Raw genomic sequence first — 15,898 nt, forward strand, 5'->3', positions numbered from 1 at the left:
AGAGAGAGCCGATATCAGAGATGATATCGGCTTTTTTGTGTGAAATTTAAGGGCTGGCTATCTGTGTAATATCTAACATAATAAGAGCTGCCCATCCTAATCATCTAAGATTCTTCTATTTACGGATGTTTATCTATTTCTGTCGCAAAAACAAACATGTTGTTTTTTCTATATTGCATAGTTAGTAGCTATGCTCCACAATTCCAGTAGGTTATCAGTCTGGAGTTACCGTGTTTAATCTTTATCATTCGAATCAGTTAGATATTTTAAAAGAGCTTATGGCTCACTTTATTGCTAAAGACCCACTTGCCGACCCTTTTGTCGAAGAACAAGTTTTGGTGCAAAGCCCTGGTATGGCACAATGGGTGAAAATGGAGTTAGCTAAGTCGATGGGTATATCGGCTAATATCACCTTTCCATTACCGGCCTCTTTTATTTGGAAAATGTTCCAGAAAGTATTACCTAATATCCCAGACAAAAGTGCTTTTAATAAAGAAGCGATGTCGTGGAAGTTAATGCTGATACTGCCTGATTTATTAGAACATATTGAATTTGAATCATTAAAGCATTACTTAGCGGATGACAAAGATGATTATCGCTTATTTCAGCTATGTCAAAAAATATCGGATACCTTTGATCAATATTTAGTGTATCGACCAGAATGGGTTGCGGCTTGGGAGTCAGGTGAAAATGTTCATGCGGATACACACCCTTGGCAACCGCTATTATGGCGCGCGTTAGTCACAAAGACAGAAGAACTTGGTCAATCTCATTACCATCGTGCAAACTTATACGATCAATTTATTGCGTCTCTTAATCACCCGAGTTTTGATGCTAAGCTTTTACCTGCCCGGATATTTGTATTCGGTGTTTCAGCACTGCCTCCGCGCTATTTAGATGCTCTGCAAACGCTTGGCAAACACACTGATGTTCACTTCATGTTATCAAATCCGTGTCGATTATATTGGGGTGACCTTATCGACCCTAAGTGGCTGTTAAAACAACGCACTATGCTTAATCACAATAATGAAAAGTTGGGCATGAGTAATAAAGTTAGCGCTAGTGATGAAGATACAGTTCGGGCTTTATTTGATGAAGATGACGCCTTTAAAGTTGGTAATCCATTATTAGCTTCTATGGGTAAACTAGGTCGTGATAACTTGGCGCTATTAACTGGATTTGGCTGTCAGGAGTTAGACGTATTTGTTGAGCCGACAAGTGAAGGCTTACTGGCTAGTATCCATCGTGATATTTTAGATTTGTCCGATCGTAGCATGGCTGAATTTAATATATCGCTAAATAATACGCACGATCGTGACAGTAGCTATAAACTGCCTGTTGATATTTCCGATACTTCGCTTGAGTTTCATAGTTGCCACAGCCCGATGCGAGAAGTCGAAGTACTACATAATAATCTGCTCACTATGTTTGCGGAAAATCCAGATTTAAACCCACGTGATGTGGTTATCATGATGCCAGATGTGAATGGCTATAGCCCTTATATTCAAGCGGTGTTTGGTGCGATTGACCGTTATGATGAACGCTATATCCCTTTTTCTATTTCAGATAGTGGTGCCCAGTATGATAATCCGATCTTACTGAGTTTTTTACAATTATTGGCTCTGCCTTTATTACGTTGTAATGTATCTGAACTGTTGTCTCTACTTGAAGTACCAGCAGTACTTGCACGTTTTGCTATTACGCCTGATGAGTTTAACCGTTTACGTCAGTGGATCGACGAGTCTGGTATTCGTTGGGGATTAGATGAGGATGATGCAACGCGTTTTGATTTACCTGGGATGAAACAAAATACTTGGTTATTTGGCTTACATCGGATGCTGTTGGGTTACGCTTATGGCGGCGATGATATTTATCAGGGCATATTACCCTATCAAGAAGTTCAAGGTATCGAAGCCGAACTACTGGGGAAATTAGCCCAATTTATTGAGTCACTACTAGATAGCCTAATATTATTGCAAGATCCGAAATCAATCTCGGACTGGATAAAATTAGGTAATACTCTCATTGATAGTTTCTACAAAATCGATGTGGATGATGAACAGTCAATAAAAATGATCCGAGACGCTTTTTCGCATTTAGATGAACAATTAAAAAGTGCTAGTTACGATAAAGCTATTACACCGTTAGTATTACGTGATTATTTAAATAATGCGCTTTCCCAAGTTGGTTCGAGCCAAAAATTCCTCGCTGGGCAAGTTAACTTTTGTACGCTTATGCCAATGCGTTCAATACCGTTTAAAGTCATTTGCTTACTTGGTATGAATGATGGTGTTTATCCGCGTTCTATTCCACCGATGGGCTTTGATTTAATGGCTAATGATCACAAACAAGGTGATCGAAGTCGCCGTGATGATGACCGTTATCTATTTTTAGAAGCGTTGATTTCAGCACAAAGTAAATTATACATTAGTTACATTGGTAACAGTATTCGCGATAAGAGTGAACGTTTACCATCGGTATTGATTACTGAATTATTACAGTATTGCCAGCAAAGTTTTTGTATTGCGGGTGATGAACATCTTTCACCAGATGAATCTGCAGAGCGCTTATTGGCTAATTTAATTATTTATCATGCGCTGCAACCTTTTGATGCGCGTTATTTTAATCCAGAGTCGCCAATGTCTTTCGCTAAAGAGTGGTTACCTGCATTAGCGCCGAATGTTGAATTAAGAGAATTCTTAAGCGAACCTTTGCCGGCATTATCTGTTAATGATGATACTCAAGAAATTGAGCTTGCGGAGTTACTGCGTTTTTACCGTCATCCAACTAAGTATTTCTTTAACCGCCGTTTGAAAGTTTACTTTAACCAAGCAAGTCTTGATGTACTGGATGACGAACCTTTTGATGTGGATAATTTAGAAAAATATCACCTTAAAGCGCAATTGCTAGAAACAGAATTAGCGGGTGGTGATGTTGCGCAAGTGACAGCTCGATTAGTTGCCTCTGGTAGTCTGCCTCTAGGCCGATTTGGACAAATATCATTAAATAAAGAAGTGGCTACGGTAAGCCAACTTGCCCAGGTGTTAACACCTCTTTTAACTAATAATAATGATGATATCGAAGTTGATATCCCGTTGATATCTGGGCGCTTAGTTGGTTGGTTAAAACAAGTGTATAACGGTGGTTTGGTGCGACATAAGCCGAGCGGATTCAATGGTAAAGACTACTTACAAGTTTGGTTGGAGCACTTGTGCTTTTGTATTAGTGTTAAAAATCCGATGCCGACTACTTTGGTTCACTTAACTGCGGGTAAACCTATCGTACAAAGCCTGAAAGTAATTGAAGCATCTCGTGCTCGGGAATTATTATTTCAATTACTCGAAGTATATAGCGATGGTTGTTGCCAGCCTTTTGCGCTATTTCCAAAAACTGGCTGGGGCTGGGCAAAGGCAATGTGTTCAAGTTCTGAACCTGATGAATATAAATTACGTGCTGAAGCATTGTTAAATTTTGAAGGTGGTTATAACCGTATGGGTGAAAATGCGGATGATTACTTACAGCGCAGTTTTCCACGTTTAAATGATGACGTTTATGGCTTAATGAAAGCATCCTCTGAAACCACACTATTTCCGATATTTGATTACCTAGAGGATGTTGAATAATGGCTGATGTAAATATTCTAAATGCAATGACGTTTCCCTTATATGGAGAACGCCTTATTGAAGCATCTGCTGGTACGGGTAAAACATTCACCATTGCCAGTTTATATCTGCGTTTACTTTTAGGGCATGGCGGCGAAAATGCTTATCACAAAGATGGTGAAAACCAACTTCTCACGGTTGAGCAAATATTAGTTGTAACCTTTACCGAAGCGGCTACTGCAGAATTACGCGATCGTATTCGTGCGCGTATTCATCAAGCGCGGATCGCATTTAGTATTCGTCGCAGTAATGACCCTGTGATCAGCTTGCTGCTGGCAGATATTAAAGAACAAGATTACGGGCGTTGTGCAAAATTACTATTAGCTGCAGAAAGACAAATGGATGAAGCGGCTATTTATACCATTCATGGTTTTTGTCAGCGCATGCTAAAGCAAAATGCATTTGAATCGGGGGCATTATTTGAAAGTGAATTTATTACCGATGAATCACAGCTAAAATTTAATGCCGTTGCAGATTTCTGGCGTAGTCATTTCTATCGCTATAGTGATGGCATGGTGGATATGGTACATAGCTTTTGGTCATCGCCTCAAGCGCTATTACGAGACATATCTGGATACCTATCAAATACTGATATTGAGTTTATTGCTAAAACTAGTAGTGATGATATTACAGAAGATTACGACAAGCTCATGTCATCGATACAGCAGGTCAAAGATTCGTGGTTTAAAAACGTAGGCGATCTTTGTGAGTTGATTCAAGCGGGAAATTTAAACGGTAATAGTTACCGTCCTGCGAGCGTATCGAAATGGTTACATGAAATGCTGACGTGGTCGCAATCAGAAACCACACAAAACGATCTGCCTGATTGTCTGGTTAAGTTTTCCCAATATGCTTTAACGACTAAAACCAAAAAGGGTAAAGTATCACCAGAGCATCAAGTATTTGATGATATTGAACGGCTATTAGAAAAACCATTATCGCTTAAAGATTGCTTCATTGTTAAAGCCGTTGAATACGTGCGTGCGCGTGTGATGAAAACTAAAAATCAATCACAGCTGTTGTCGTTTGATGATTTACTGTCAGGGTTATCTGATGCTCTCACTGGTGACCAAGCTGTTAGCCTCGCGGAATGTATCCGTAGCCAATATCCAATCGCGATGATTGATGAATTCCAAGATACCGATCAACAACAATACGATATTTTTAATACCATTTATGGCAAGCAAGATGGTGCTGGTTTGTTCATGATTGGCGATCCTAAACAAGCAATTTATAGTTTCCGTGGAGCGGACATTTTTACTTACATGCAAGCGCGTAAAAATGTTGAAGCTCATTATACGTTAGCTAAAAACTGGCGATCTTCGAATTCGATGGTTAGCGCAGTTAACCGCGTATTTGAACATGCCAATAAGCCGTTTATTTATGAAGACAGTATCAGCTTCCAGCCAGTTGATTCACAAGGTAAAAGCAAGCCATTATTATTAAATGGTATTGAACCAGCGGCGCTACAACTGTGGTTGCATGAAGAGGAAGACCAAAAAAATATCACCAAGGGTCGATACCAACAAGTTTATGCGAAAGCAACTGCGAACCAAATTGCGACCTTATTGACGGATGCCCAGCAAGGTAATGCCATGCTATCGGGACGTCCGATAAAAGCAGGTGATATTGCCATTCTTGTGCGTACTGGTGCTGAAGCTAAATTAGTGCGTGATCAGCTTGATGCTTTAGCTATTCCTAGTGTGTATATGTCGAATCGCGAAAGTGTATTCGCCAGTCGTGAAGCGCGTGAGTTGTACCATATCTTTGCCGCCATATTGAATCCTGAAGATGAGGGGTTATTACGAGCGGCATTAGCGACATCTATTTTTGAAAAACCTGCCATTAAGTTAGACCAGCTCAGTAATGATGAAAAAGTGTGGGAACAAACAGTTGCTGAATTTAAGCTGTATCAAAAAACCTTACAGTGGCAAGGTTTCTTACCGGCATTAAGATTGTTACTGAATAAACAAAATATTGCCGCGATCATGCTTTCAGCACAAGGTGGTGACCGACGTTTAACTGACGTTCTGCATTTAGGTGAACTATTGCAAGAAGCAAGTTTAGAGCTTGATGGTGAATACAGTTTATTCCGTTGGTTTGGTGAAAAAATTGAAAACCCTAATGGTGATGCACAAGAGCAATTAGTACGTTTAGAAAGTGAAGCAGATTTGGTGCAGGTTGTTACTATTCACAAATCCAAAGGGCTGGAATATAACTTAGTATTCCTGCCATTCATTTGTGCGACCAGACAAGCATCAACACCACTTTATCATCAAGATGGGCATACTTATGTGCATCTTGATTTAGATGATGTAGAGAAGCTTGAAGCAGCTAAAGAGCAAGCGGATGAAGAGCGCTTGGCGGAAGATTTACGTTTGCTTTATGTTGCGTTAACGCGTGGTGTTTATGCCACGTGGCTAGGACTTGGCGCCGTTAAAATGGGTAACGCTCATAATAAGATGCACCTTAATGCGATGGGTTATCTATTACAGCAAGGTGACGAGTGCAAAGATACCGACTTTAAAACCTGTGTTGAAAAACTTGCAGAGCAACAAGCATACGCGGCGATTGTGGAACCGCCGTTAGCAGCAGTACCTGTTTTCCAGCCTGTTGCTGAGCCAGTGGTAATCTATCAAGCTAAAATCATGACTAACCCGATAAGTAAGAATTGGTGGGTAACGAGTTATTCGGCATTGTCTCGCCATCGCTCTAGCGGTAACTCTGGTAACAATAATTCTAGTTACGATGCTTCACTGGAATTACCGGGTTTTGATGCTGAAGTGAATACCGAGAAAGATGAAGAGAAGGAAATGAGTTGGGATATCTTTAGTTTCCCACGTGGTGCTGCCGCTGGTACTTTATTACATACTGTGTTTGAGCATATTGATTTTGCGAATGTAGATGAAGAAGCGCTAACCGAACAGATCTTACAATTGTTAGAGCGTGAAGGTTACGATATTGCTTGGTTACCGATTTTACTTGAATTGGTGAATCAGGTACTGGATTGTCCATTACAAGATGGTTTTAGTTTACGTCAATTAACCCCCTCAAAAAAGAAAGTGGAGATGGAATTCTTTATGCCTATCTCATCGCTTAACTGTGATGATTTGAACGTATTGATAAAGCAGCATGACGGATTATCTCAGCAAGCGGGCGAGTTAGACTTCCAGCAAGTCAGTGGTATGTTAAAAGGTTTCATCGATCTGGTGTTTGTTTATGAAGGCCGTTATTACGTCCTTGATTATAAATCTAACCATTTAGGTGATAGCCAAGCTGAGTACACTGCCGATGCGATTGATCATGTCATGATTGAGCATCGCTATGAACTGCAGTATCAGTTGTATACCTTAGCATTGCATCGTTTTCTACGTTCGCGTATTCCAGATTATGATTACGAACAGCATTTTGGTGGTGTCTATTACTTATTCTTACGTGGAATGAGGGTTGAGACGGGTAATGAGCATGGTGTGTTTTTCACTAAACCATCACTCGATTTTGTTATGCAGTTAGATGAATTATTTTTAGGAGAACTTGCATAATGAGCATACTTCAGTGTTTAAAAGAATTAGCCAATGAAAATCAGATCCGTCAACTTGATTATCAGTTCGCTCGATTTATTAGTAATTATGAATCTGACCCCGCGGTTATTTTATTAGCCTGTTTAACCAGTTATCAACTGGGTAAAGGTCATGTGTGCATTGACTTACAGCGTATAGATAGCAATGCGTTATTTGATCTAAACTTAACTCGTTCACACTTATTACTGACGGAAATATCGAGTCGTAATGAGTCTTGGCCAAGTTTATTAGCAAACTCAGTTGTTGTGGGTGAGTCTGCGCCACTACAGTTTGTTGCTGATTCGGGTAAATTATATTTACAGCGTTACTGGGCTTACGAGTTACAAGTTGCACAGCAGTTAAAGAGTTTAGCCAAGCAAAGCCAGCAACCTGATCTAAGTGCCAGCCTTAATCGCTTATTTAAACGTGATTATGGATTTCTATTCCCTATTTTAGCGAAAGAGCGAGAAGTTAACTTTAGCGCGCAGTCATTTGTGGCTAAGTACTTAGACGTTGTAAAGAAAGGCCGTATTAGTTGGAATGATGTTGAGCAAGTATTACTCACGGCTAAGAATGCTCAAGAATTACATGCCTTAGATAGCTTGATCCCAGAAGCCTATTGTCTTAACTGGCAAAAGTTATCTGTTGCTGTCGCTGCGACACGGCATTTTTCGGTGATATCCGGTGGCCCAGGTACGGGTAAAACAACCACAGTAACTAAATTATTAGCTTTGTTAATTGAACAAGGTTTATTAGCGCAGCAAGCGTTAACCATTAAACTTGTTGCACCAACAGGTAAAGCGGCAGCTCGTTTAACAGAGTCGATTGCGGGTGCGAAGGGCAAGTTAGATTTACAGGTGAGCGTAGCAGATTTAATTCCCGAGCAAGCAGGGACAATACATCGATTATTAGGTGTGATCCCGAATAGACAAGCATTCCGTCACAATAAAGGTAACCCATTACACCTTGATGTACTGGTTGTTGATGAAGCATCAATGGTGGATTTACCCTTGATGGCGAAATTGTTAGCGGCATTACCACCCCATGCTCGATTGATATTATTGGGTGATAAAGATCAGCTTGCGTCGGTAGAGGCGGGTTCTGTACTTGCGGATATCTGTGCTTATGCAACGAAGGGTTATTCTGCTGGGCAAGTGAACTGGTTATCTAGTATTACTGATTACGATCTAAACCAGTACCAAGCCACAGATGCGACGGCGATATATGACAGCCTCTGCTTATTACGTAAGAGCTATCGTTTCGATGCTGAATCTGGTATTGGTTGTCTAGCTGGGGCGGTGAATCGAGGTGATCTAAACGAATTTGATAGCGTCTGGGAAAACCAACATGATGATATTAACCTGCACCCTTTATCGACAGAAACCTATGACGCGCTTATTACGATGGCCAAAACTGGTTATCAAGATTACTTGGCTAAGGTAGTTGTATCGCCGAGTGACGAGGACGCCAAATCGATACTACGTAGTTTTAATGATTTCCAAATTTTAACCGCGATCAGAGAAGGCGATTTTGGTGTTGAAGGTTTAAATCAACGTATCGAAAAAGCATTATTAGCGGCGCGCAAGATACGTAAAGATCAATCGGAATGGTATGCAGGTAGACCGATTATGATCACCAATAATGATCATGGCCTTGGTTTATACAATGGTGATATTGGTATTTGTATGCAGGATGAAGACCGCCGTATACGGGTTTATTTTGAAATGGCGGACGGTAATGTGCAATCTTTCTTACCGAGTCGATTACCGCCACATCAAACCGTCTTTGCAATGACCATCCATAAATCACAAGGTTCTGAGTTTAGACACACGGTAATGATTTTACCTAATCGTTTCAATCCAGTGCTGACAAGAGAGCTGGTTTATACCGGTATTACTCGTGCCAAAGAGCAGTTAGACATATTTACCAACGTCACAGTAATGAAAAAAGCGATTAAATTGCGTACCGAACGGGTGAGTGGCTTAATGGCATTACTTAATCAAGATTGATGAATCGTAGATTTAGAGCCTAGATTATCATTTATCCTAAAAAGGCTATGCTTTGTTATCGATATTGCAAATATACACTTACAAAGTTAGTGTTTGATCACATTTATGCCTTACTTGCTGTGTTATCTTCGCCGCGTTTTTCGTTAACGTATAATATATCGCATAAAGCCTTATTTGGAGAGTGTTTTGCTTAGGGATAAAAAAAGTCTAGTTAAAAATATTGGATTTCAAGTTGTAGTTGCCATGATCATAGGTGCGGCCGTCGGTGCCTTTATGGGCGAAGGCGCTGCTATTTTTGCACCTCTAGGTGCCTTGTTCATTAATCTGATCAAAATGTTGGTGATACCGCTGGTTGCTGTATCTATTATTGCTGGCGCAGCGAACCTCGGTGATAGTCCTTCTGCAGGTAAAATTGGTGTTGGCACGTTTGTATTCTTTATGCTGACATCGGCGATTGCTGTGACACTTGCTTTAGTGATGGGTAATGTATTTGAACCAGGTGTGGGTGTTGATTTTTCTCAACATACTGCGGGTCTTGCTGTTGTAACTGCAGAGCAGGGCGCATTACCAGGTGTATTTGATACCATCATTGGCATGATCCCAACGAATGTATTTAGTGCGCTTACTAGTGGCAATATTCTGCAAATTTTAGTATTCAGTATCTTCTTCGGTATTGCGTTAACGAAAGTTGAACGTGAACGTTCAAAGCCGATTATGGATGGTTTGAACACCATTATTGACGCGTTTGTATGGATGATTAACTGTGTCATGGTTATTGCCCCAATTGGTGTATTTGGCCTGATGGCTGAATCGGTTGGTACTTTTGGTTTTAGCGCGCTTGCTGTGGTACTGAAATTATTCGTTGTTTATATCGCAGCTACTATTATCTACGGCTTTATCTTCTATCCATTAGTAGTGAAATTCTTCTCAGATACGCCAGTACTGAAATTCATGTCGGCGATGAAGAAACCACAAGCATTAGCATTATCTACAGCGTCATCAATGGCGACATTGCCTGTGACACTGGAAGTGTGTGAACAAGAATTAAAAGTAGCTAAATCAACAGCCTCGTTTGTATTACCATTAGGCGCAACAATTAATATGAGCGGTAACGCCATTTATTATGGTCTTGTTGCTGTGTTCTTTGCGCAAATGTTTAACGTTGAATTAGGTATGGCGGCTTACGCGGCTATTATCTTTACATCGACATTGGGTGCGATTGGTCAAGCGGGTGTTCCGGGACCATCATTTCTTGTGGTTGCGGTATTATTAGCGGCAGGCATTCCAATTGAAGGTTTACCACTGTTATTCGCATTAGACCGTATTTTTGACATGGTGCGTACTGCTCTGAATATTACCGGCGATGCCGTGTGTGCTGTGGTGATGGATAAATACAATCCGGAGCATCAAATCACGAAATAATAAAGGCTTAGAAATACATATTGAAGTTAATAAGCCACACCAATTCGGTGTGGCTTTTTTATGTTCGGAAGTTAGAGCTTAGATTTATTCTTGGAGATGAATCATTAACTTTTTTGAAATTGATTCATCACTGTTTGAGCTTGTAGGTTAATGTCGCCAGTCCCTTCCAACCAATGAATCTTTGCACCTTGTCGCTCCATTCTTCTAAACCAGGTATCTTGGCGTTTGGCATATTTATGAATGGCAATATTCAATATATCAAACATTTCATCATAGCTTATCTTACCTTCGATATATTGGCTTACAAAGCGGTATTCAAGGCCAAGGTACTCTAACTTTTCATGCGTAATACCTTGCGCTAATAGTCCTTCGACTTCTTCAATCATGCCGTTTTCTAAACGTTCTTTTAAGCGTAAGGTGATACGTTGACGTAATACACTGCGCTCCCATTTTATACCGAAATACAGAGGTTTTATTTCTGGTAGTACTGTTTTGACTGCGGCACTTGTTTGTAATGCTGCATGTTGCGCTATTTCAATGGCGCGATACAAGCGTGGACGTACGGTAATATCTGTCGCTTCATAGGATTGGCTATCAAGCTCAAGCAAAATTTGTTGTACATCTGCTAAAGCCATCTCAGCAAACTGCACACGCTGAGTAATATTTTTATCGACTTGCACAAATTCATAACCAGCAACCACTGCATCTATGTATAAACCCGTGCCGCCGACAAGTAGCGGTAATTTGTTACGCTGGTTAATGTCTGTAAATGCCTTGAAGAAGTCACGCTGAAATTGAAAGGCGTTATATTCTTTACCGGGTTCGATAATATCAATCAAATGGTAAGGTACATCACCGTACTCAGCTAAATCTTTGCCTGAGCCAATATCGAGGCCTGTATAGACCTGTCGAGAATCGCCCGAGATCACTTCACCGTTTAATTGCTTGGCCAGATCGACACCTAAACGTGTTTTTCCCGATGCGGTGGCGCCGAGTACGACGATAAGATTGTATTGTTGCTGAGACATTAAGTTACCTGAATAAATAATTGCGCTGTGTGCAGACCGAAATGGTAACTCAAGCAGGCTATGTGGCCAATAGTATTTTTAACATTGCCATTAAACTAATTTCGAATTTGGTAAATTAAGCCATTAATTAAGGAGATCGTGGCTAAATCGCAGTTATGCAGTCAAAAAGGTGGTGATTTATCAAGATTATTCAAATTATACGCTAGATGATTATGGTTTTAGCGTTATAATCGACTTCTTGTATTGTTACTTATGATCGGAATCGTTGTAATGTCGCTTAATGCTCATCTTGATGAATTAGATAAAAAAATCCTTAATGCACTCATGGTCAATGCACGTGTACCTTATGCTGAACTGGCGAAAAAATTTAACGTCAGTGCGGGTACTATTCACGTTCGTGTCGAAAAAATGAAATCAACAGGTGTTATCCTTGGTACTAAAGTTGAAGTGTGTCCGAAGAAACTCGGTTATGACGTATGTTGTTTTATTGGTATTAATCTAAAGAGCGCAAAAGATTACCCTTCTGCGTTAGTGCAATTAAAAGCGCTAGATGAAGTCGTTGAAGCGTATTACACCACGGGTAATTACAATATTTTTGTGAAATTGATGACGCGCTCTATCGATGAATTACAAAAAGTATTGATTGATAAAATTCAACAGATTGAAGAAGTACAATCGACTGAAACATTGATCTCGTTACAAAATCCAATTAGCCGTGATGTTCATCCGTAAATGTACCAGTAGTGAGAAAATGACATAAATGCTATAAGTTAACCTCATCCTGATCAATAATGAGGTTAACGTCAATTTGTTGTATGAAGGAATAACAATGAAAGAGCAGGGATTCACTACTCACTTAGTTCATCATGATCACAATCAAAATTTAGAGTTTGGGGCTATTCACGCACCAATTTATAACTCTGCCACTTACGGTTATGATGATATTCAAGATCTTATCGATATCTTCCAAGGTCGCCAAGCTGGCCAAGCCTATGCTCGTCAAGCTACGCCAACGATTGATATGTTACAAAATATGATCTGCGAAATGGAGCAGGGAAAAGCATCACTTTGTTTTAGCTCTGGTATGGCGGCGATTGTCGCAATATTTTTGACTTTACTAAAAGGTGGCGATCATATTGTTGCCAGCCGTTTCTTATTCGGTAATACCTCAAGTGTGTTTGGCACTTTAAAAAGTTTTGGTATTGAAGTGACGCTCGTTGATGCTACCGATGTTGCTAATGTTGCTGCCGCTTGCCAAGCGAACACTAAAATGGTGTTTGTAGAAACAATTGCCAATCCAGCAACACAAGTCTGTGATTTAGCTGAAATCGGCGAGTTATGCGACGCGAAAGGATTGCTTTATGTTGTCGATAATACTCTAACATCAGCCTATCTATTCCAGCCTAAAGCGGTGAAATGCCATCTTATCGTTACCTCGTTATCCAAGTACTTTGGTGGCCACGGTAATGTGATTGGCGGTTCTGTCACTGACACCGGTTTATTTGATTGGTCACAGTATCCAAATATCTTTGAAGCGTACCGTAAAGGTGATCCTGCAATGTGGGGTTATGTGCAAATGAAGAAGAAAGGGTTACGCGACATGGGCGCTTGCCTGAGTTCTGAAGCGGCTGGCCAATTAGCGCTAGGTTCAGAGACGATGGCACTGCGTGTTAAACAATCGTCAGGTTCGGCATTAGCACTCGCATTAATGTTAGAGAATCACCCGAAAGTTGACCGCGTTTATTATCCTGGACTCGAATCGCATCCACAATATATCCGTGCTAAATCGCTATTTGGCGCATCAGGGTCAATGCTCAGTTTGGACTTGAAAGAAGGTTTCGATTGCTGCCAATTTTTGAATGAACTAAAACTGGTTATCGGTGCGACGCATTTAGGCGATAACCGTAGTTTAGCATTGCCTGTTGCGCCTACTATTTTCCATGAAATTGGCCTAGCGGCACGTCAAGAGTCGGGTATTAGCGAGAGCATGATCCGTTGTTCAATTGGTATTGAAGATACCGATGATTTACTAGCGGACTTTACCCAAGCATTAGCGAGTCTGTAAGCGTTAACTGTACGTGTAAAAAAGCCTAAGTCATTAATGTGACTTAGGCTTTTTTGGGTTTGAATAATGATTCAAGCTATTTATTGGGACTCAACCGTGTTTAGCATAGTCAAAATCAATTTTTTTGTCTTTATGGACCACTCGACAAGGACCATATTCACGCTGGGTGATTGTTGATGCCGAACCAATATTTAATATCACATTATCAAAAATGCACTTACCAACGTCAATAAGGTGTACTTGGTAATATTGCTCTAGTTCTAGCTGCAGTTGTTGTAATTCTATTTCATCATCCACGCGTTGTTGGTTGAATCTATTTTTCGAATACAGCATTTCTTTTATTTCTGTTACTACACCGTGATCATGTTTCCATTTTTCTTTCGGTGGAAGATTATTGATTTTAATCCACAGTGAGTCATCTTCTTCAACTAATGCTTTTAATTCTAGACTGCGGTCTTGAACTTGCTCGCGTATCAGGCCTTCTTGCATCGCACAAAAAATTTCAGTTTTAGTGCCTGATGTCGCGCCAATACTGACCACGTTAATGCCATTATTGGCGTTAACACTACCACCAACGATATCACCATGGCGGTTAAAACCATCACTGACCGTCAGCTTTCCTTGGGTATTGGTAACACAGTGTAATAACTGCTTGGTAATCGTTATGTCACCAACGGCTGTTAACTCAGAATACTGCACAAATTGCGCGCGTATTTGCCCTTTCGCGGTTATCTTAGTCGCCAGTTCTTGGTGATTATCTTTGCTGGTTAACTGCCGCCCTAAAATACCTTTGTTGACTATAACATCGCCTTCGGCTATTAAAGTTGCGGAATCAACGAATCCCATCACGGTAATATCACCACTGCTTTTTACGATCATCTCGGCGTCAACATCTCCGGTGATCAGGATACTGCCTTTAAATTCAATGTGGCCAGTACTGACATCGACATTTTTAATGGTCAGTATATCATCTACCTGTAATACGCCTCTCACCTCAACGACTTGACCTGTCATGGTTGCAAGTAGTCTTAATGGGTTGTTGGGATCAATACAGGTACCAGGACCAGCTTGTAGCTTGGTATCTTTACCTGACTTCGGTAACAGTTCCTTACCCAGTAAATCGAATCCTTTTGTCCCCTCATCTGCGGGTATTTTTTCGATGAGTAAATCGTTCGCCTTTACCATCTTTATTTCACCAAGATTACGCATATCAACATTACCGTCAGCTTTAAGCTGTGGCTGTAATAAACGTTCTCGGGCTAATGATACTTGGCGTTTTAGCTCGGCGTTTTTACCATGGATAGGTAACTGGCCTTCAGCGGCGATTATATTGATCTTTTCGCCAGGAGATAAGGCTGAGAGTTGAGTCAGTTGTGCTGTTATTTTTTGCTTATCAATACCAAGGTGAATTTTGCTGTTATTGAGTTCAGTTAAAATATCATCAACTGAAATTTGGTGCTCACCCCAGCCAGCAGTTAAATTGATTTCTGCTTGCATGTTGTCTTTACTGAGCGATGCTTCTATTTTGCAGTTATTGCGCTCGGCGAGGATAAAAATAAATTCTTCAGCGCCAGCACGTTTACCGGTGAGCTTATTTATTTGGGTAACCGCTTCTTCAAGATTGGCAAGAATCGGGGATAATTGATTAAATGGCTCAGCATTGAGTAACCCAAGTAAATTCGCGACGGTGAGTGGCGCGTGTTTATTTGGGATCAGGCGGACTTCGGCTTGATTATTGTCTGTACTTAGCCTAATTAATTCTGAGTCCAGCATGCAATATCCTAAAGATTACGTTGATATTAGGGTAGTTAATGTTTCAAGTATAACAGTATAGACTTTACCTAAAGTAGTACTAACGTATTGAAAATTGCTGTTTAGTGATCTCCAGCGTTTTTTTTTATGTCGTTGAATCATTATGCCTAGTTAACGTTTTTTTTGGTGTTATTGCTCCAATAATAAAGTGTTTTTATGTCGATATATAGTACTTTGTAAACAGAGGATTACCCATATAGTTAATACTTATTGAAGCGTATTATTCTTTATCTTATTTTGTGGTTTGATTGTCGTTTCGATTGTGACGCTATATCTAGATAGTTATTTTTGCGGGGTTATGTATTCACGCGAAATAAAGATCATTTTAGCTTGCTGTGAA

At 40.3% G+C, this 15,898-nt stretch carries 8 protein-coding genes; 6 read left to right on the plus strand and 2 right to left on the minus strand.

The features are described 5' to 3' along the window. Positions 1-230: 230 nt before the first annotated feature. From recC to CXF93_RS15525, 4 genes are all read left to right on the plus strand, one after another. Positions 231-3,623, plus strand: coding sequence for an exodeoxyribonuclease V subunit gamma (gene recC / locus CXF93_RS15510; RefSeq protein ID WP_101063454.1), 3,393 nt, complete (start codon positions 231-233; stop codon positions 3,621-3,623). Then, positions 3,623-7,204: an exodeoxyribonuclease V subunit beta gene (recB, locus tag CXF93_RS15515; RefSeq protein WP_101063455.1), complete on the plus strand. Its 3,582-nt coding sequence runs from the start codon at positions 3,623-3,625 to the stop codon at positions 7,202-7,204. Before recC ends, recB begins: the two co-directional genes overlap by 1 nt. Further along, positions 7,204-9,231 (plus strand): exodeoxyribonuclease V subunit alpha, encoded by a 2,028-nt coding sequence (recD, locus tag CXF93_RS15520; RefSeq protein WP_101063456.1) that lies wholly within the window; start codon positions 7,204-7,206, stop codon positions 9,229-9,231. The genes recB and recD overlap by 1 nt, the downstream gene beginning before the upstream one ends. A 186-nt stretch (positions 9,232-9,417) precedes the next feature. Beyond that, positions 9,418-10,653: a dicarboxylate/amino acid:cation symporter gene (locus CXF93_RS15525; protein WP_101063457.1), complete on the plus strand. Its 1,236-nt coding sequence runs from the start codon at positions 9,418-9,420 to the stop codon at positions 10,651-10,653. 104 nt (positions 10,654-10,757) lie between these two features. Here CXF93_RS15525 and miaA read toward each other — a convergent pair whose 3' ends face one another. Continuing rightward, entirely contained in the window at positions 10,758-11,681 is a 924-nt protein-coding gene (gene miaA, locus CXF93_RS15530) for a tRNA (adenosine(37)-N6)-dimethylallyltransferase MiaA (RefSeq protein WP_101063458.1), read from the minus strand. Positions 11,682-11,951: 270 nt separating this feature from the next. Here miaA and asnC point away from each other — a divergent pair, with 270 nt between their 5' ends. Then, the gene (gene asnC / locus CXF93_RS15535) at positions 11,952-12,413 is read left to right on the plus strand and encodes a transcriptional regulator AsnC (protein WP_017222470.1); all 462 of its coding nucleotides are present in this window, start codon (positions 11,952-11,954) and stop codon (positions 12,411-12,413) included. 97 nt (positions 12,414-12,510) lie between these two features. Continuing rightward, on the plus strand, positions 12,511-13,746 hold the full coding sequence (locus CXF93_RS15540) for a cystathionine gamma-synthase family protein (protein ID WP_101063459.1): 1,236 nt from the start codon (positions 12,511-12,513) through the stop codon (positions 13,744-13,746). A gap of 90 nt (positions 13,747-13,836) precedes the next feature. Here CXF93_RS15540 and CXF93_RS15545 read toward each other — a convergent pair whose 3' ends face one another. After that, on the minus strand, positions 13,837-15,519 hold the full coding sequence (locus CXF93_RS15545; RefSeq protein ID WP_101063460.1) for a DUF342 domain-containing protein: 1,683 nt from the start codon (positions 15,517-15,519) through the stop codon (positions 13,837-13,839). Positions 15,520-15,898: the final 379 nt, after the last annotated feature.

The organism is Moritella sp. Urea-trap-13, assembly GCF_002836355.1.
Classification (GTDB): domain Bacteria; phylum Pseudomonadota; class Gammaproteobacteria; order Enterobacterales; family Moritellaceae; genus Moritella.

Coding starts and splice junctions, on each gene's coding strand:
- recB (WP_101063455.1), top strand. CDS start 3,623: ATGGCTGATGTAAATATTCTAAATGCAATGACGTTTCCCTTATATGGA.
- recD (WP_101063456.1), top strand. CDS start 7,204: ATGAGCATACTTCAGTGTTTAAAAGAATTAGCCAATGAAAATCAGATC.
- miaA (WP_101063458.1), bottom strand. CDS start 11,681: ATGTCTCAGCAACAATACAATCTTATCGTCGTACTCGGCGCCACCGCA.
- asnC (WP_017222470.1), top strand. CDS start 11,952: ATGTCGCTTAATGCTCATCTTGATGAATTAGATAAAAAAATCCTTAAT.
- CXF93_RS15540 (WP_101063459.1), top strand. CDS start 12,511: ATGAAAGAGCAGGGATTCACTACTCACTTAGTTCATCATGATCACAAT.
- CXF93_RS15545 (WP_101063460.1), bottom strand. CDS start 15,519: ATGCTGGACTCAGAATTAATTAGGCTAAGTACAGACAATAATCAAGCC.